This window comes from Ferrovibrio terrae, from assembly GCF_007197755.1.
Classification (GTDB): domain Bacteria; phylum Pseudomonadota; class Alphaproteobacteria; order Ferrovibrionales; family Ferrovibrionaceae; genus Ferrovibrio; species Ferrovibrio terrae.
Genome location: NZ_CP041636.1, coordinates 3083251 through 3100699, shown reverse-complemented (window position 1 = coordinate 3100699; position 17449 = coordinate 3083251). Strand labels below are relative to the sequence as shown.

The following is a 17449-nucleotide window of genomic DNA, read 5'->3' as shown; positions in this document are numbered from 1 at the left end:
CTCAGATCACGTAAGCGAGGTTACTCCGGCGTATCGCCCGCAGTCTCACCAGGCGCATCACCGTCCTCCGCCGTGCTTTCGCCGGCTTCGTTCGGGCCACTTTCCGGCAAATGCGCGACCGACGCAACCTTCTCGCCGTCACCCAGCTTGAAGATGATGACGCCCTGCGTATTGCGACCGGCGATGCGGATATCGTGCACCGGGCAGCGGATCACCTGGCCGCCATCGGTCACCAGCATGATCTGGTCGTCATGCTCCACCGGGAAGGCGGCGCCGACATTGCCGTTCTTGGGCGTGGTCTCGATGTTGATGATGCCCGAGCCGCCGCGGCTGGTGATGCGGTATTCGTAGGCCGAGCTGCGCTTGCCGTAGCCCTTCTCGGTCACGGTGAGGATGAACTGCTGGGCGGCCTGCAGTTCGGTGAAGCGCTGCACCGAGATATCCTCAGGCAGAACCACGCCGCTTTCGCCATTGCGGATACGCTCGTGGGCATCTTCGTATTTGAAGAAGGCCTCGCGCTCCTCGGGTGCCACTTCGATATGGCGCAGCACCGACATGGAGATGACACGGTCGCCATCGGCCAGTTTCATGCCGCGCACGCCGGTCGACGACCGGCTCTGGAAGGTGCGGACATCATCGACCGGGAAGCGCACGCACTTGCCCTCATAGGAGGCCAGCAGGATGTCGTCCTGCCCGGTGCAGGGCAGCACGCCAACCAGGCTGTCGTCGGCATCTTCACCTTCGAATTTCATCGCGATCTTGCCATTGGCATTGATCGAGACGAAATCGCTCAGGTCATTGCGGCGCACGTAGCCCTTGGCGGTGGCGAACATGACATGCAGTTCGCTCCACTTGGTCTCGTCCTCGGGCAGCGGCAGCACTTCGGTGATCTTTTCCCCCGCGGCCAGCGGCAACAGGTTGACGAAGGCCTTGCCACGCGACTGCGGCGTGCCTTCCGGCAGGCGGTAGACCTTCATCTTGTAGACGCGGCCGATATTGGAGAAGAACAGCACCGGCGTATGGGTGCTGGCCACCAGCACGCCGGTGACAAAATCCTCGTCCTTGGTGCTCATGCCGGTGCGGCCCTTGCCGCCGCGCTTCTGCAGGCGATAGGTCGACAGCGGCGTGCGCTTGACGTAGCCGCCGAAGCTGACGGTGACGACCATATCCTCACGCTGGATCAGGTCCTCGTCGTCCTGCTCAAATTCGATCTCGGCGATCTGGGTGCGGCGCGGCACGGCGAATTTCTCGCGCATCGAGACCAACTCGTCGCGCAGGATGCCCATCAGCTTGGCGCGGCTGCCCAGCACCGAGAGGTACTCGTTGATCTCTTCGGCGAGCTTCTTCATCTCGTCGCCGATTTCATCGCGGCCCAGCGCAGTCAGGCGCTGCAGGCGCAGGTCGAGGATGGCGCGGGCCTGGGTTTCCGACAGCTTGTACTTGCCGTCGATCACCTTGTGGCTCAGGTCGTCGATCAGGCCGATCATGTCGGCCACATCGGACGCCGGCCATTCGCGGGTCATCAGCTGGTCGCGCGCGGTCTGCGGATCGGGCGCGCTGCGGATGGTCTTGATCACTTCGTCGATATTGGCGACAGCAATCGCCAGGCCGACGAGGACATGGGCGCGGTCGCGCGCCTTGCCAAGCAGGAAACGGGTGCGGCGCAGGATCACTTCCTCGCGGAAGTTCACAAAAGCCGCGATCATCTGCTTGATGTTCAGCAGTTCGGGCTTGCCGCCATTCAGCGCCAGCATGTTGACACCGAAGCTGCTCTGCAGCGGCGTGAAGCGATACAGCTGGTTCAGCACCACGTCGGCCATGGCATCGCGCTTGATCTCGACCACCACGCGCACGCCGTCACGGTCGGACTCGTCGCGCAGATCGGAAATACCCTCGATCTTCTTGGCGCGCACCAGTTCGGCCATCTTCTCGATCATCGAGGCCTTGTTCACCTGATACGGAATCTCGGTGATGATAATGGCTTCGCGGTCCTTGCGGATTTCCTCGAAATGCACCTTGCCGCGCACGATCACCGAGCCACGGCCGGTCCACATGGCGGACTTGGCGCCGGCGCGGCCGAGAATAATGCCGCCCGTGGGGAAATCGGGTGCCGGCAGGATTTCGAGCAGCTGTTCCAGCGTCACGTCGTTGTTGTCGACATAGGCGCAGCAGGCGTCGATCACCTCGCCCATGTTGTGCGGCGGGATATTGGTGGCCATGCCGACGGCAATGCCGTTGGCGCCATTGACCAGCAGATTGGGATACTGCGCCGGCAGCACAGTGGGTTCCTGCGTGCTGTCGTCGTAGTTCGGCTGGAAATCGATGGTGTCCTTGTCGATATCCGTCAGCAGCGCCTCGGCGGCGCGCTCCAGACGGATTTCGGTGTAACGCATCGCCGCGGCCTTATCGCCGTCCATCGAGCCGAAGTTACCCTGGCCGTCGAGCAGCAGCTGACTCATCGAGAAGGGCTGCGCCATGCGCACCATGGCGTCGTAGATCGACTGGTCGCCATGCGGGTGGTATTTACCCATCACGTCACCGACCACGCGGGCCGACTTGCGATACGCCTTCTCGGCGGTGTAGCCGTTCTCGTGCATCGAATAGAGGATGCGGCGATGTACCGGCTTCAGGCCGTCTCGCACATCGGGCAATGCGCGCGAGACGATCACGCTCATCGCGTAACCGAGGTAGGAGCGCTGCATCTCCTCTTCGATGGAGATCGGCTGGATATCGTGCGGAGGCTTCGGCTGTTCGGTCACGAAACGGCGTCCAAAAAAACAGTGAATTTGGGGTCTGAAATCGGGCGACTCAGGCCACCCGAGAGGGCCCGGATTCGGCCCTGGAATCAGGTCGCAGAAACTACCATGACGGGGGTATGGCAGCAACGTTTCGACCCCTGCCGCGAAGGCCGAAAACAGGGGCTAAAAACATATATATTTCAAATGTTTATATGGCGCACACCTGGCCGCCCCGGCCGGGGGCTACCGCCCGGTACGCGGGTGCGGTTTTCTGGCCTGATCCAGACCCGAATCAGGCCCGGAATCAGGCAGGCGTCAGGCGTCGAAGATGTCCTGCTTCAGCCAGTTCCACTGCTCCTCGCCGCAGGCCGCCACCAGCGGGCTGCCCCAGGGCTTGTCGGCGGCGCGATACAGGCTGCCGTCCAGCCGCTTGGCGATGCCGCCGGCTTCGGTGATCAGCAGACAGCCGGCCGTGTGATCCCATGGCATGGCGCGGTTATAAACCGCGTAGTGGAAATGGCCGTCCAGCATGGCGAGGTATTCCTGGCCGGCGCAGCGCAGGATCATCACGCCAGCGGTCTTGTCCATGCGATACGCGATGCGTGCAGCGAAATCGCGGTCGCCGTAGCGCAGGTTGGGCGCGCCCGAGATATGCGCCAGCGACGGCGGCTTCGGCATGCTGAGCTTGCGCGTGCTGCCATCGGCCTCACGCATCACCGCGCCTTTGCCCTTTTCGGCCATGGCGCAGATGTTGCGGATGGGATCGTAGATCCAAGCCGCGACAGCGTCGCCGTCCTTCACCAGCGCCACCATCACGGCAAACAGCTGGCTGCCGACGGCGAAATTGGCGGTGCCATCGATAGGATCGATCAACCACGCATATCCGGGGCGGCGCAGGGCATCCATGATGCTTTCGTCAGCACTGCTGGCTTCTTCGCCCACCACGGTGGAACCAGGGATCAGCGCCTGCAGGCGCGGCGTGAGAAATTCTTCCGAGGCCTTGTCGGCCACGGTGACCACATCATGCGGCCCGGCCTTCTGGTCGATCTGCTTGCTTTCAAGCTTGCGGAAATGCGGCAGGATGGTGGTGGTCGCGGCCTCTTCCATCAGCAGCCGTACGGCGTCCATATCGACTTTCATACTCGCCCCTTCTTCTTCATACGCGGCCAGTCTCCTGACGCTTGAGCCATTTGCCCGCTTCTGCCTGTGACAGCGCCACGGAAAGCTTCAGGCTGCCGCCCTCTTCCGTCATCTCCAGCACTTCGCCATGACGGTGCAGCCAGGCAATCGCCGCGCCGTCGCCGGCATCCAGCGTGACATCCATTTCGACCCGGTCGGCATCCAGCATGCCGTCGATCCGCTCCAGCAGCGTGTCGCAACCATAGCCGGTCAGTGCCGAGATCAGCACGGCATTGTCCTGGCGGTCGGCCTGGTTCTGCACCGTCTCGCGCATCTCGGCCGGCAACTGGTCGGCCTTGTTCCACGCCTCCAGCCGGCGGTGGCGGCTGTCTTCGGCAACACCGAGCGAGGCCAGCACATCAGCCACGTCGGCAGCCTGCGCGTCGGTGTCGGGATGCGACAGGTCTCGCACATGCAGGATCACGTCGGCCGAGATCACCTCTTCCAGCGTGGCGCGGAAGGCGGCCACCAGATGCGTCGGCAGTTCGGAGATGAACCCCACCGTGTCGCTGAGGATGATGTTGCGGCCCGACGGCAGGCGCAACGTGCGCATGGTGGGATCCAGCGTGGCGAACAGCAGATCCTTCGCCATCACGTCGGCCGAGGTGAGCCGGTTGAACAGCGTTGACTTGCCGGCATTGGTGTAACCCACCAGCGCCACCACGGGATAGGGCACCTTCTGCCGCGCGCGACGATGCAGCGCCCGGGTATTCACCACCTGCGCGAGGTCTTCCTTGATGCGGATGATGCGGTCGCCGATCAGGCGGCGATCCATTTCCAGCTGGCTTTCGCCCGGGCCGCCGAGGAAGCCGAAGCCGCCGCGCTGGCGTTCGAGGTGGGTCCAGGACCGCACGAGACGCGAGCGCTGGTAATTCAGATGCGCGAGCTCGACCTGCAGCCGGCCTTCCTTGGTGCGCGCACGCGCGCCGAAGATTTCCAGGATCAGCCCGGTGCGATCGATCACCTTGGCCTTAAGGCCCTTTTCCAGATTGCGCTGCTGCACCGGCGTGACGGCGGCATCCACCACCACCACATCCACCGGATTCTCGGCGATCCAGGCGGCAAGCTCTTCCATCTTGCCCGGGCCGATCAGCGTGGCGGGTCGCCAGGTGGAGACCGGCACGACATCGGCACGCGCGGGCTGCAGGTCGATGGCGGCAGCCAGCCCCACGGCCTCGGCCAGCCGCGCCTCGGGCCGGCGGCGCAGGTCGGCCGCTTTCGCCTTGGCATGGGTGGATTTCAGAGACGGATGCAGGACGAGCGCCTTGCGGGGGCGCTCGTCTTCCAGAGTTTCGTGATCAGACATCAGCCCAACTTACACGATGCTCCGCTGATGGGCACCGGTTGAGGATGAAAACCCGCTCGGCTCAGCCCTGTTCCCCGGCAGCAGGCTTTTCGCCGGCGGCGGCCGGGTCGAAGAGCTGAATCGGGCCGGACGGCATGACCGTCGAAATGGCGTGCTTGTAGACCAGCTGCATGTGGCCGTCGCGGCGCAGCAGCACCGAGAAATTGTCGAACCAGCTGATGATACCCTGCAGCTTCACGCCGTTGACCAGGAAGACGGTCACCGGGGTCTTGGTCTTGCGGATGTGATTGAGGAAAACGTCCTGGACGTTCTGGGGCTTGTCGGCGGCCATAGTTTGGACCTTTCGTTTCTTATCTTATGTTGTTGTAGTTATTTTGTTTTTTTCAGCTTCTGCCGACTGCGTCCCGGGATTTGTCCTTCAAAACGCAGCCACCAGTGCTGCGGGGGCGGCGGCCGCTGCCCCTCGCCCATGAATTAAACCATTAATTTCCGAAAGTGGCAAAACAATGGCGTGCAGTGCGGCATCAGGCCACGCCGGCCACTGACTCACGCCGAAGTGACGCGGATGTGACGCCGGTTACGGGCGCGCCATCAGGAAGCGAGGAAAGGCGCCTGCCAGTCGGTGCTGTGGGTCGCGGCATGCGCTTCATAGAGGCTGCGCAACCTGGCGACGACGACACCCGGACCGCCATTGCCGATCGGCTTGCCATCCAGCGTCACCACCGGAATGACGAAAGACGTGGCCGAGGACACAAAGGCTTCCTTGGCGGCCTGCGCCTCGGCAACCGTGAAGGGCCGGAACTCCACCTTCAGCCCTTCCCGCTTCGCCAGTTCCAGCACGGCGGAGCGCGTGATGCCGCTAAGGATTTCATGGGTCGGCTTGCGGGTGACCAGCACATTGTCTTTCGTCACGATCCAGGCATTCGACGAACTGCCTTCGGTGACAAAGCCCTGGTCGTCGACCAGCCAGGCCTCGTAGGCGCCGGACTCTTTCGCGGCCTGCTTCGCAAGCGCCGCGGGCAGCAGGCCGACGGTCTTGATGTCGCAGCGGCCCCAGCGGATATCGGGATGCGTGATCGCGGCGACGCCCCTGGCGGCATTGGCCGCACCCTTGGCCCAGTCGAGATGCCGCGCGATGGCAACAAATGTCGGCGCAACGCCATCGGGGAACGGGAATTCGCGCCGCGCCGCGCCGCGCGTGATCTGCAGATAGACGCTGCCGTTGCGCACGCGGTTGCGCCGCACGGTTTCGGCCAGCACGACGCTTAACGCCGCGCGCGACATCGGACGGTCGATACGCAACTCGTCCAGGCTGCGCTCCAGTCGCACCAGATGGCCTTCGAGATCGACGAAGCCGCCGTCCTTAACGGCCACAACTTCATAAACGCCATCGGCGAACTGGAAGCCGCGGTCTTCCACATGCACGCCTGCCTGGGCATAGGGCACATACTGACCGTTGACATAAGCGATACGCGACATCGGAAAGGCCTCGGCTTTTTGCTTTTATCTCAGAAGAATTCCAGGCGGACGGCAAACAGCTTTTCCACCTTCTTCACGGCATCGCGGCGCGCAAACAGGATGACGCGGTCGCCCGCCTCGATCTCGCTGTCGCCGCGCGCGATCTCCACCGTGTCGCCGCGCAGGATGGCGCCGATCTTCAGGCCATCCGGCAGGTCGAGTTCCGAAAGCGGCTTGCCGACCAGCGCACTTGTCTGCTGGGCTTCGGCCTCGATGGCTTCGGCGGCGCCGTCATACAGCGAATGGACGGCCCGGATGCGGCCGCGGCGCACATGCTGCAGGATCGACGACACCGTCGTGGAGCGCGGATTGACCACGACATCGATGCCGAGAGACCCGATCAGCGTGTCGTAGGCCGGATTGTTGACCAGCGTGATGGCGCGCTGCGCGCCGGCCTGCTTAGCCAGCAGCGAGGTGAGGATATTCACCTCGTCATCGTTGGTCAGCGCGATGATGGTCTCGGCGGCGCCGACCTTGGCTTCCTGCTGGATTTCCTGATCCAGCGCGTCGCCATGCAGCACCACGGCATTCTTCAGCGCGCTGGCGATATACTCGGCGCGTTCGCGATTGGCTTCGATGACCTTGAGCAACACCGAGGGCTGGCTCTCCTGGATCTCGCGCGCCAGGAACAGGCCGATATTGCCGCCGCCCGACAGCACGATGCGGCGTGCCTCGCGCTCCTCATGGCCGAAAATCCGCATGGCGCGCGGCAGATGCGCGGACAGCACGCAGATATAGATTTCGTCGTCGGCTTCCAGATGATCGTCGGCATCCGGCACCAGCATCGCGCCGTGCCGGATGATGCCGCAGATGTTCAGCGCCAGATCGGGGAACAGGCCGGTGAGCTGGCGCAGCGGCGTGTTCAGCACCGGGCAGTCTTCCTCCAGCCGGATACCGACCAGACGCAGCCGGTCGCCCGCGAAAGGGATCATGTCAAAGGCGCCGGGCGTCAGGATGCGGCGATGGATGGCGCGCGCCACCTCGATCTCGGGCGAGATGATGAAATCGATCGAGATATGCTTTTCGTTGAACAGGTCCGACCATTCCGGCCGCAGATAGCCCTGTGCGCGAATGCGGGCGATCTTGGTCGGCACTTTGAACAGTGCATGCGCCACTTCGCAGGCCACCATGTTCACCTCGTCGGCGAAGGTGACGGCGATCAGCATGTCGGCCTCGGATGCGCCGGCCTGCTCCAGTACATCGGGATGCGAGGCATGGCCGACGATGGCGCGCAGGTCGTAGCTCTCGGCTGCCTTGTTGGCGCGATCGGCCGAGACGTCGATCATCGTCACTTCGTTGCCTTCGGCGGCAAGCTGGCGTGCGATGGTGGAGCCGACCAGGCCGGCGCCGCAGACGATGACCTTCATGACGCAGCCATTCCTAACCGCCGTTGCGGTCGAGGGTGATCACCCCGAGCGCCTTCAGCTTGCGATGTAGTGCCGAACGCTCCATGCCAATGAAACTTGCGGTGCGTGAGACATTGCCGCTGAAACGCGTGATCTGCGCCAGCAGGTATTCACGCTCGAACATCTCGCGCGCCTCGCGCAGCGGCAGCCCCATCACTTCCGTCGTCGTCTCGGGCCGCAGCGCCACTGGCGGGGTGGCGCCAAGATCGGACGGCATCATATCGGCGTGGATCGCGGCGCCCCTCTGGTCGGCCGGCAGCATGATCAGCAGGCGCGCGATGGCATTGCGCAGTTCGCGCACGTTGCCAGGCCATTCGGCGGATTGCAAAGCGAGCAACGCATCCTCGGCCAGGTCGCGTACCGAAACGCCCTGGCGCTGCGCCTCGATCAGGATGAACTGCTTGGCCAGCATCGGAATGTCTTCGCGGCGGTCACGCAGCGCGGGCACCTTCAGCGGCACGACATTCAGGCGATGGAACAGGTCCTGGCGGAACTGGTTCTGCCCGACACGCAGGGTGAGATCATGCGCCGTGCCCGAGATGATGCGTACATCGACCTGCACACGGGTGCGGCCGCCGACACGCTCGAAACTCTGTTCGGTCAGCACGCGCAGCAGCTTGGCCTGCGCCTCGGGCGACATCTCGGCCACTTCATCGATGAACAGCGTGCCGCCATGCGCCTCTTCCAGGACGCCGATCTTGTGCTGGCGCTGGCCGTTGACCTGCTCCTCGATGCCGAACAGCTGATGTTCGATCCGGTCGGGCGTCATCGCCGCCACATTGAGCACAACGTAAGGCCCGCCGGCACGACGCGAGCGCTGGTGCAGCAGGCGCGCGACCAGTTCCTTGCCCGAGCCTGGCGGGCCGGAGATCAGCACGCGGCTGTTGGTCGGCGCGACACGTTCGATGGCCTGGCGCAGGGCCACGATGGCCGGAGAGGAGCCAACCAGTTCGGCGATATTGCCCGAGCGCTGGCGCAGATCTTCGTTCTCGCGCTTGAGCCGTGCCTGTTCCAGCGCGCGCTCGACCAGCAGCAACAGGCGGTCGCTCTTGAACGGCTTCTCGATATAGTCGTAAGCGCCGCGCTTGATCGCCGACACAGCGGTTTCAATATTGCCGTGGCCGGAAATCATGATCACCGGAACGCTGCTGTGATCGCGCATGATGCGGTCGAGGATCTCCAGGCCGTCCATCTTGCTGCCCTGCAGCCAGATATCCAGGATCACCGCATTCGGCCGCCGTGCTTCCATTTCACGCAGCGCGCCGTCGGAATCGCCGGCCATGCGGGTTTCATAGCCTTCGTCCTGTAGGATGCCCGAAATCAGATTGCGGATGTCCGCTTCGTCATCGACGATGAGAATGTCACGCGCCATGACCGCCCGACCCTAAAACCTTCCGCATTGCCTGAATCTCCGCGAGCGGAGCGTCCTGTTTCCCGGATTTCTGGCTGTCCGCTGCCGCACCTTCGGCAGCCCCGCTTTGGGCGGGTTCGCCGCCGGTCAGGACGCCCGGCAGGTGAATGCGCGCCAAGCTACCATTTTTCAGGGCCGGATCAAACAGGGTGGCATCGGTGAGCGCAATGCTGCCGCCATGTTCCTCGATGATCTTCTTGACGATGGCAAGCCCAAGCCCCGTCCCCTTGCTGCGGGTTGTGACATAGGGTTCGAACAGGCGGTCGCGGTTTTCGACCGGCAGGCCCCTGCCATTGTCCAGTACCGTGATATCGGCGGCGGTGCCGTTCACTCGCAGGCCGACCGAGATGCGGCCGGGCAGCACGGCTTCGCCGGGCACGCGGTCGCGGCCATCGATGGCGTCCACCGCGTTCTGCAGGATGTTGGTCAGCACCTGCGCCAGTTGTCGCGCATCAACATTCATGCGGATCGGTACCGACGGGATATCGGTCTCGAACTGGATTTCCGGCCGCGCCACCTGCTGCAGGAACACGCCCTGCCGCACCAGCTGATTGAGGTCTTCCTCGCGATACACCGGACGCGGCATGCGGGCGAAGGTGGAGAATTCGTCCACCATGCGGCCGATATCGCCAACCTGGCGGATAATCGTATCCGTACACTCGGCGAAGACGTCCGGATCGGTCTGCACTTCCTTCATGTATTTGCGTTTCAGCCGCTCAGCCGACAGCTGGATCGGCGTCAGCGGGTTCTTGATCTCATGCGCGATGCGGCGCGCGATATCGGCCCAGGCCGCATTGCGCTGCGCCGCCACCAGTTCCGACACGTCATCGAAGGTGGCGACATAGCCCAGCAGTTCATTGCCGGTGACTTCGCGTGCGATCCGCACCAGCAGGGTACGCGCCCCGTTGCCGCGCTGCACCACCACCTGTCCGCGTTCGGCGCCTTCGGCCGGACGCTGTTCCGCCCGCTCGAACAGTTCTGCCATCTCGGGCGCCACCTCAACGAAAGGCAGGCCGACCATATCGTCGAGGTTCTGCTGCAGCATCACCTGCGCTGAAGGGTTGGGCAGCGTGACCATGCCCTGCGGATCGATGCCGATCACACCGGCCGACACACCCGCCAGCACGGTTTCAGTAAAGCGGCGGCGCTCGTCCAGCTGGCGGTTGGCGGCAATCAGTTCGGATTGCTGCGCGGCCAGCTGCCCGGTCATGCGGTTGAAGGTGCGGCCCAGCGTGGCGATCTCGTCCTCATCGGCACGTTCGGTGACACGAGCCGACAGATCGCCGGCGCGGATGCGCTCTGCCGCCGTCACCACCTCGCCAATCGGGGTGACCAGCCGGTTGGCGATCAGCAGTGCGAACCAGATCGCCGCCAGCAGCAGCAGCAGCGAGACCAGCAGGAACAGGACGGCGAAGTTGATTTCCAGCGTGGCGCGGGCGCGTTCGAGGCGATTGTACTGCTGTGCCGCCTGCCGCGTGCGCTCGATCTCGGACTGCACCTTGGCGTCGATGAAGCGGCCCACGAAAAGATACGCATCGAGATAGCCGTCGAGCCGCACCAGCGCGCGCACGCGGTCATCGGTTTCAGCGGTGATGATCACCACCTGGCCGGCATTGGCATCTTCCATGGCGCGCGGCGGCACGCGATCGAATTCCATCAGCAGGCTGAGTTCGTTACGGGCAAGGATTTCGCCCGTCGAGGTAAAGACGATGGCCTCACCCAGACCGCGGATGCGCGCCAGCTGGCGCACCGCCTGCTGGAAGGCATAAGGGTTGCGCGTCAGGTTCGGCGCCGCGCGATTGAGATCGACAGCCATCGCCAGTACATCGGCGCGGATCGTCTTGCGGTGTTCCTGGATATAGGCTTCGGCAATCGCCACCGACGCATTGACCGCCGCATTGACGCGTTCGCTGAACCAGGTCTGCAGGCCGAGATTGAAGAACAGCACGGCGAACAGCGTCATCAGCACGGTGGGCAGCGCCGTGACGCCGGCAAACAGCATCACCATGCGGGCATGCAGGCGCGAGCCGGCCGCACCACGCCGGCGCTGCATCCACAACACCACCATGCGCCGCGCCACCAGGCTGGTGAGTGCGAGCAGGATGATCAGGTCGGCCAGCAGCAGGATCTGGACTTCGCGCGGCGTCAGGTCGCGGTTGGCACCCGGCGTCATCGCCAGATAGGTCAGCGTGCCGGCCACCAGCGCGGCGATCGCCAGCGCGATTTCCAGCTGGCGCAGCAGGTGATGGCGCTGCGCCCAGTTAAGGACACCGCGCAACAGCCGACGGCCCGGCGTAAGGGTTTCCCCCGTCACGCCAGTCGCCATGCCGGGCGCATCGCCGGATGCGGCACCCGTCTTGCCTGCCCTGTCAGGAATCATGCTCGGTGAATCGAATAGGCGGCCATCGGCGGATCATACCCCAGCCGCAGCCGGTCGGCACCCGTTCCGGGCCGATCTCCGCATCCGTCCGGTGGCAGCTTTCCGGCGATTTCCGGACAGACTCGATGGTCTGCCGCCGGCCCAGGTCTGCCCAGGGTCTGCGCTGGGCCTACTTCAGGCCCCGGATGACCTGGATGTTATGGTCGCGGATCTTCTTGCGCAGCGTATTGCGGTTCAGACCCAGCATATGCGCCGCCTTGATCTGGTTGCCCCGGGTGGCAGCCAGGCTGAGCGAGATCAGCGGAATTTCCAGTTCCCGCAGCATGCGGTCATACAGGCCCGGCGGCGGCAGGTCGTCGCCCTGGGTCGAGAAGAACCTGGTCAGGTGGCGCTCGATGCTGCCGGTCAGGGTTTCTTCCTCGCTTGGCTCGGCGTTGCGCGGCGCCTGCGGCGGTTCGGCCAGTTCGTTGTCGATCACCTCCACGCCGATCACGTCATCGGCATAGAGTGCCGCCAGGCGGCGGACCAGGTTTTCCAGTTCGCGCACGTTGCCCGGCCAGCGATAGCGGCGGATCCTGTCCATCGCATCGGCCGATATCGTTTTCGTCGGCAGGCCCTGGGCTGACACCTGATTGAGGAAATGGCGCACCAGATCCGGGATGTCTTCGCTGCGCTCGCGCAAGGGTGGCAGACGCAGCGGCACGACGTTGAGGCGATAGAACAGATCTTCGCGGAACAGGCCCTGGTTCACCGCCTGCCGCAGATCGCGATTGGTGGCGGCCACGATGCGGACATCGGTGCGGATCGGCGTGCGACCGCCCACCGTGGTGTATTCGCCCTGTTGCAGCACGCGCAGCAGACGCGTCTGGGCTTCGATGGGCATATCGCCGATTTCATCGAGGAACAGCGTGCCGCCCTCGGCCTGCTCGAAGCGGCCGGCATACCGATTGGCTGCGCCGGTGAAGGCGCCCTTCTCGTGGCCGAACAGCTCGGATTCAATCAGTTCGCGCGGGATCGCAGCCATGTTGAGGGCGACGAACGGCCCGTTGCGGCGCTTGCCGTAATCATGCAGCGCGCGCGCCACCAGCTCCTTGCCGGTGCCGCTCTCGCCATAGATCAGCACGGTGAGGTCGGTGCCCATCAGGCGCGCCATGACGCGGTAAATTTCCTGCATCGCCGGCGAGCGACCGATCAGCGGCAGCTTCTCTTCGTCGGCGGCGGCCTCGGCCTCTTCGGACAGGACCGGCTTGGGCTGGTTCAGCGCGCGCTCGACCACGCGCAGCAGTTCTTTCAGGTCGAAGGGCTTGGGCAGATAGTCGTAGGCACCGCGCTCGGCTGCCTTCACGGCGGTCAGCAGGGTCTTCTGCGCGCTCATCACGATGATCGGCAGGTCGGGGCGAATCCGCTTCAGGCGCGGCAGCAGGTCGAGACCGTTTTCGTCAGGCATCACCACGTCGGTGATGATCAGTTCGCCCTCACCTTCCGAGGCCCAGCGCCAGAGCGTGGCGGCATTGCCGGTCGAGCGCACCTGGTAGCCGACCCGGCCCAGCGCCTGATCCAGTACAGTCCGGATCGAGCGGTCGTCGTCGGCAACTAGAATGGTGCCCTTGTTACTCATTCTTCAAACTCTCCGGCTTCATCCGCCGCCAGGCTGTGAACCGGCAGACGGGCACTGAAAACTGTCCGGCGCGGACGACTGTCACATTCAATGACGCCGCCGTGATCGCCAATGATCTTGGCAACCAATGCAAGACCGAGGCCAGAACCGCTCACCTTGGTCGAAACGAAGGGGTCGAACAGATAAGGACGAATATCCTCCGGCACGCCGGGGCCGTTATCCTGCACTGTCACCTCCAGAGGCAGGTGCAGCTTGTCGCGCGAACCGCGAACCGCGAGTCGCACGCCATGACGGTAGGCCGTGGTCAGGGTGATTTCGCCATTGGGATCATCGCCCAGCGCCTCGGCCGCGTTCTTCACCAGATTGAGAAAAACCTGCACCAGCTGGTCGCGGCTGCCATTCACCGGCGGCAGCGAAGGATCGTAGCGCTCGATAAAGCGGACGTTTTTGCCGAAGCCAGCCTGTGCCACCTTGCGCACATGTTCCAGCACCTGGTGGATATTGACCGGACCGCGGTCGATACGCTTGTCGGTGAAGACTTCCATGCTGTCGACCAGCGCGCAGATGCGGTCGGTTTCGTCGCAGATCAGACGGGTCAGTTCGCGATCGGCCTGGCTGCAATTGGCTTCCAGCAACTGCGCCGCGCCGCGAATGCCGCTCAGCGGATTCTTCACTTCATGCGCCAGCACGGCGGCCATGCCGGTGACCGAACGCGCCGCGCCACGATGGGTCAGCGCGCGGTCGATCTTGGCCGCCATGGTGCGTTCGTCGAAGCGCACGATCACATGATCCTGCGCTTCCGGCACCGGTGAAACCTGCACATCGACCAGCCGCTCGCCGATACGCGGCGAGCCGAGATCGACATCGTATTCCGCCACGCTGTAGCGCTCGCGGAACACCTGCGCGAACAACTGAAGTACCGGGCTGCCGAAGGGCACCAGGTCGCGCAGGTTCTGCCGGCACAGCACGGCCGCGCCGCTGTCGAAAAACTGCTCGGCGGCAGGGTTGGCGTAGCTGATGTCGCCCTGGCGGCCGACAACGAGAATGGGATTGGGAATGGCGCCCAGGACCTGTGCAGCGTCGATGGCGTTGCTTTCGTAGCTGTCCGTCGTCGCCATCATGCGGCCATCCGATCGAGCTGCGGCGCATAGAAATCGTGGATCGCGCTACGCACCTGCTGCGGCTCTTCCAGTTGCATGATCCGGGTGCGGAATTCGGCCGAACCCGGCAGGCCCTTGGAATACCAGGCCACGTGCTTGCGGCCGATCTTCAGGCCGGTGGACACGCCGTAATGCGCCAGCATCGCGTCGTAATGTTCCAGCACGGTGGCCTGCTGTTCGGCCAGCGCCGGATCGGGCAGACGCACGCCGGTCTTGAGGAATTCGATCACCTGGCGCAGGAACCACGGCCGGCCATACGCGCCGCGGCCGATCATCACGCCATCGGCACCCGATTGCTCCAGCGCGTCCTTGGCTTCGTCCAGCGTGGTGATGTCGCCGTTGACGATCACCGGCAGTTTGGTGGCCTCTTTCACCTTGCGGACGAAGGCCCAGTCGGCATGTCCGTTGTAAAGCTGGTTCCGCGTGCGGCCGTGCACAGTGAGCATCCGGATGCCCTCGCCTTCCGCGATGCGGGCCAGTTCCGGCGCGTTGCGGTTGGCATCGTCCCAGCCGGTGCGCATCTTCAGCGTGACCGGCAGCTTCACGGCCTTCACTGTGGCCGTCAGCAGCGTCCTGGCATGCTCCAGATCGCGCATCAGCGCGGAGCCGGCATGGCCGTTGACCACCTTTTTCACCGGGCAGCCCATGTTGATGTCAATGATGGCGGCACCGCTGTCTTCGTTCAGCTTCGCGGCTTCGGCCATCACATGGCCTTCGCAGCCAGCGAGTTGCACCGACATCGGAAATTCTTCGGGCGTGTTCTCCGCCATCTTCAGCGACTGGCGCGAGGCGCGCACCATCGCTTCGGACGCGATCATTTCAGACACGACGAGACCCGCGCCGCTGCGTTTGACCAGGCGACGGAACGGAAGATCTGTCACGCCTGACATGGGTGCCAGGATGACCGGATCTGCGATGGTGACGGGACCGACGGTAATGCTCATTTTTTACACAATTCTCTGGAATGCCCAGTTGTTGGTCAGAATAGTGAGTTTTTTACTGCGCTGCAACATCCTTCCGGATGCAGACAAACTGCGCCTGGCGGGCGGCCTTTGCCTCGCCGGGGCGGCTCGGCTAGGTTGCCGAACATGACAACCGCCGCGCTGATCGTTGCGGCCGGTCGCGGCAGCCGCGCCGGCGGAGAAAAACCCAAGCAGTACCAGATGCTTGGTGGAAAACCCTTGCTGCGATACAGCCTCGAAACCCTGCTCGGCCACGCGGCTGTAGCACGGGTGGCTGTCGTGATCCACCCCGATGATTCAACGGCCTATGCCGACGCGCTCGGCGATCTGGCTGGCCATCCCCGCCTTGCTCCGCCCTGCCTAGGTGGCACGGCCCGGCAGGACAGTGTCCGGCTCGGTTTGGAGGCTCTGGCACCAGAACAGCCCTCTCATGTGCTCATTCATGATGCTGCCCGCCCATTTCTTGGGCAAATTCAGGTGGATCGCCTCATCGAAACACTGGCCCAGGCCGCCGGAGCCGTGCTGGCCATTCCGGTGGTGGATACCCTGAAGCGCGACGATGGCGGCTATGCCCGCAGCGGCGTGGAGCGTCAGGGCCTGTGGCGGGTTCAGACTCCGCAGGCTTTCCGCTTCGCCGATATCCTGACCGCGCATCGCCAGTCGGCCGGCCTCTCGCTGACCGATGATGCCGCCGTGGCCGAACGGGCCGGGCTGGCCGTGAAGCTGGTGCCAGGGACCGAGGAGAATTTCAAAGTGACAGAACCGGACGACTTTGCCCGCGCCGAACGCCAGCTGATGCAGCAGCTGGGCGACATTCGCACCGGCCAGGGGTTCGACGTACATGCCTTCAGCGACGAGGCCGGCCGCAAGCTGACCATCGGCGGACTTGTCATTCCGCATGACAAGGGCCTCGCCGGCCATTCCGATGCCGATGTGGCGCTGCATGCGCTGACCGACGCCATCCTCGGTGCGCTGGGCGAAGGCGATATCGGCCAGCATTTCCCGCCGTCTGATGCGCGCTGGAAGAATGCTGATTCTGCCGCCTTCCTGAAGCATGCCGTCGAACGGGTCGTTGCGCGCGGCGGCATGCTGGCGCATTGCGACATCACCATCATCTGCGAGGCACCGAAGATCGGCCCGCATCGCGAAGCAATGCGCGCACGCATCGCCGGGATCGCCGGTATCGCGCTCGACCGCGTCAGCGTGAAGGCGACAACAACCGAGAAACTCGGCTTCACCGGCCGGCGCGAAGGCATTGCCGCGCAGGCCATCGCGACCGTGCGGTTGCCGGCATGAATATGCCGAGACTCAATATGTATGCCCTGCCCTTCGTACTCTGCACCTGGTTCGGCCTCGGCAAGATGAAGCCGGCGCCCGGCACCTGGGGCTCGGCCGGCGCGCTGCCGTTCGCGTGGTTCCTGCAGATGTATGGCGGACCATGGGCGCTGGCGATTGCAGCGGCACTCATATCGTTTGTGGCGCTCTGGGCGATACGCCTGTTCCTGGTGCGCTGGCCCGGCGAGGATCCCGGCGAAGTGGTCATCGATGAAGTGGCGGGCCAGTGGCTGACGCTGATCTTCGTGCCCTGCGATCCGGTCTTCTATCTCGCCGCGTTTGCCGTCTTCCGCTTTTTCGACACCACCAAGATCTGGCCGGCCTCCTGGGCCGACAACACGCTGAGCGGTGCACCCGGCGTGCTGATCGACGATCTCTTCGCCGGCGTTTATGGCATGCTGGTCATGCTGGCCCTTGTGTATTTCTGGTAAGAGAC

Annotated in this window: 13 protein-coding genes; 2 read left to right on the top strand and 11 right to left on the bottom strand. The window is 64.1% G+C overall.

Annotated features, from left to right (window positions below; translation table 11 throughout):
* Positions 1-20: 20 nt before the first annotated feature.
* From gyrA to dusB, 11 genes are all read right to left on the bottom strand, one after another.
* A complete protein-coding gene (gene gyrA / locus FNB15_RS15045) occupies positions 21-2759 on the bottom strand; it encodes a DNA gyrase subunit A (protein WP_144069497.1) in 2739 nt (912 codons plus the stop codon).
* Positions 2760-3053: 294 nt separating this feature from the next.
* Entirely contained in the window at positions 3054-3878 is an 825-nt protein-coding gene (locus FNB15_RS15040) for an inositol monophosphatase family protein (protein WP_144069496.1), read from the bottom strand.
* 16 nt (positions 3879-3894) lie between these two features.
* Positions 3895-5223, bottom strand: a complete 1329-nt coding sequence (gene hflX / locus FNB15_RS15035) for a GTPase HflX (protein WP_144069495.1) — start codon at positions 5221-5223, stop codon at positions 3895-3897.
* A 61-nt stretch (positions 5224-5284) separates the two neighbouring features.
* Entirely contained in the window at positions 5285-5554 is a 270-nt protein-coding gene (gene hfq / locus FNB15_RS15030; protein ID WP_144069494.1) for an RNA chaperone Hfq, read from the bottom strand.
* Between the two features lie 260 nt (positions 5555-5814).
* Positions 5815-6702 carry a D-amino-acid transaminase gene (locus FNB15_RS15025; protein ID WP_144069493.1) on the bottom strand — a complete coding sequence of 296 codons (888 nt, stop codon included), beginning with the start codon at positions 6700-6702 and terminating at the stop codon, positions 5815-5817.
* A gap of 29 nt (positions 6703-6731) precedes the next feature.
* Entirely contained in the window at positions 6732-8108 is a 1377-nt protein-coding gene (gene trkA, locus FNB15_RS15020; protein ID WP_144069492.1) for a Trk system potassium transporter TrkA, read from the bottom strand.
* 13 nt (positions 8109-8121) lie between these two features.
* Positions 8122-9519 carry a nitrogen assimilation response regulator NtrX gene (gene ntrX, locus FNB15_RS15015; RefSeq protein ID WP_144069491.1) on the bottom strand — a complete coding sequence of 466 codons (1398 nt, stop codon included), beginning with the start codon at positions 9517-9519 and terminating at the stop codon, positions 8122-8124.
* Positions 9509-11938 (bottom strand): sensor histidine kinase NtrY-like, encoded by a 2430-nt coding sequence (locus FNB15_RS15010; RefSeq protein ID WP_144069490.1) that lies wholly within the window; start codon positions 11936-11938, stop codon positions 9509-9511. Before FNB15_RS15010 ends, ntrX begins: the two co-directional genes overlap by 11 nt.
* A 169-nt stretch (positions 11939-12107) precedes the next feature.
* Positions 12108-13556, bottom strand: a complete 1449-nt coding sequence (gene ntrC / locus FNB15_RS15005) for a nitrogen regulation protein NR(I) (protein ID WP_144069489.1) — start codon at positions 13554-13556, stop codon at positions 12108-12110.
* Positions 13553-14677: a two-component system sensor histidine kinase NtrB gene (locus FNB15_RS15000; protein ID WP_144069488.1), complete on the bottom strand. Its 1125-nt coding sequence runs from the start codon at positions 14675-14677 to the stop codon at positions 13553-13555. The genes ntrC and FNB15_RS15000 overlap by 4 nt, the downstream gene beginning before the upstream one ends.
* Positions 14674-15660: a tRNA dihydrouridine synthase DusB gene (gene dusB, locus FNB15_RS14995; protein WP_144069487.1), complete on the bottom strand. Its 987-nt coding sequence runs from the start codon at positions 15658-15660 to the stop codon at positions 14674-14676. Before dusB ends, FNB15_RS15000 begins: the two co-directional genes overlap by 4 nt.
* A 144-nt stretch (positions 15661-15804) precedes the next feature.
* Between dusB and FNB15_RS14990 the strand changes: the two genes are divergently transcribed.
* Both FNB15_RS14990 and FNB15_RS14985 read left to right on the top strand, forming a co-directional pair.
* The gene (locus FNB15_RS14990; RefSeq protein ID WP_144069486.1) at positions 15805-16974 is read left to right on the top strand and encodes a bifunctional 2-C-methyl-D-erythritol 4-phosphate cytidylyltransferase/2-C-methyl-D-erythritol 2,4-cyclodiphosphate synthase; all 1170 of its coding nucleotides are present in this window, start codon (positions 15805-15807) and stop codon (positions 16972-16974) included.
* Positions 16971-17444, top strand: a complete 474-nt coding sequence (locus FNB15_RS14985) for a phosphatidylglycerophosphatase A family protein (protein WP_144069485.1) — start codon at positions 16971-16973, stop codon at positions 17442-17444. Before FNB15_RS14990 ends, FNB15_RS14985 begins: the two co-directional genes overlap by 4 nt.
* Positions 17445-17449 lie beyond the last annotated feature (5 nt).

Excerpts from the sequence above, each read along its gene's own strand:
- ntrX (WP_144069491.1), bottom strand. The coding sequence starts at position 9,519 with ATGGCGCGTGACATTCTCATCGTCGATGACGAAGCGGACATCCGCAAT.
- FNB15_RS15000 (WP_144069488.1), bottom strand. The coding sequence starts at position 14,677 with ATGATGGCGACGACGGACAGCTACGAAAGCAACGCCATCGACGCTGCA.
- FNB15_RS15010 (WP_144069490.1), bottom strand. The coding sequence starts at position 11,938 with ATGATTCCTGACAGGGCAGGCAAGACGGGTGCCGCATCCGGCGATGCG.
- ntrC (WP_144069489.1), bottom strand. The coding sequence starts at position 13,556 with ATGAGTAACAAGGGCACCATTCTAGTTGCCGACGACGACCGCTCGATC.
- trkA (WP_144069492.1), bottom strand. The coding sequence starts at position 8,108 with ATGAAGGTCATCGTCTGCGGCGCCGGCCTGGTCGGCTCCACCATCGCA.
- FNB15_RS15025 (WP_144069493.1), bottom strand. The coding sequence starts at position 6,702 with ATGTCGCGTATCGCTTATGTCAACGGTCAGTATGTGCCCTATGCCCAG.
- hfq (WP_144069494.1), bottom strand. The coding sequence starts at position 5,554 with ATGGCCGCCGACAAGCCCCAGAACGTCCAGGACGTTTTCCTCAATCAC.
- hflX (WP_144069495.1), bottom strand. The coding sequence starts at position 5,223 with ATGTCTGATCACGAAACTCTGGAAGACGAGCGCCCCCGCAAGGCGCTC.
- FNB15_RS14990 (WP_144069486.1), top strand. The coding sequence starts at position 15,805 with ATGACAACCGCCGCGCTGATCGTTGCGGCCGGTCGCGGCAGCCGCGCC.
- FNB15_RS14985 (WP_144069485.1), top strand. The coding sequence starts at position 16,971 with ATGAATATGCCGAGACTCAATATGTATGCCCTGCCCTTCGTACTCTGC.
- FNB15_RS15040 (WP_144069496.1), bottom strand. The coding sequence starts at position 3,878 with ATGAAAGTCGATATGGACGCCGTACGGCTGCTGATGGAAGAGGCCGCG.
- dusB (WP_144069487.1), bottom strand. The coding sequence starts at position 15,660 with ATGAGCATTACCGTCGGTCCCGTCACCATCGCAGATCCGGTCATCCTG.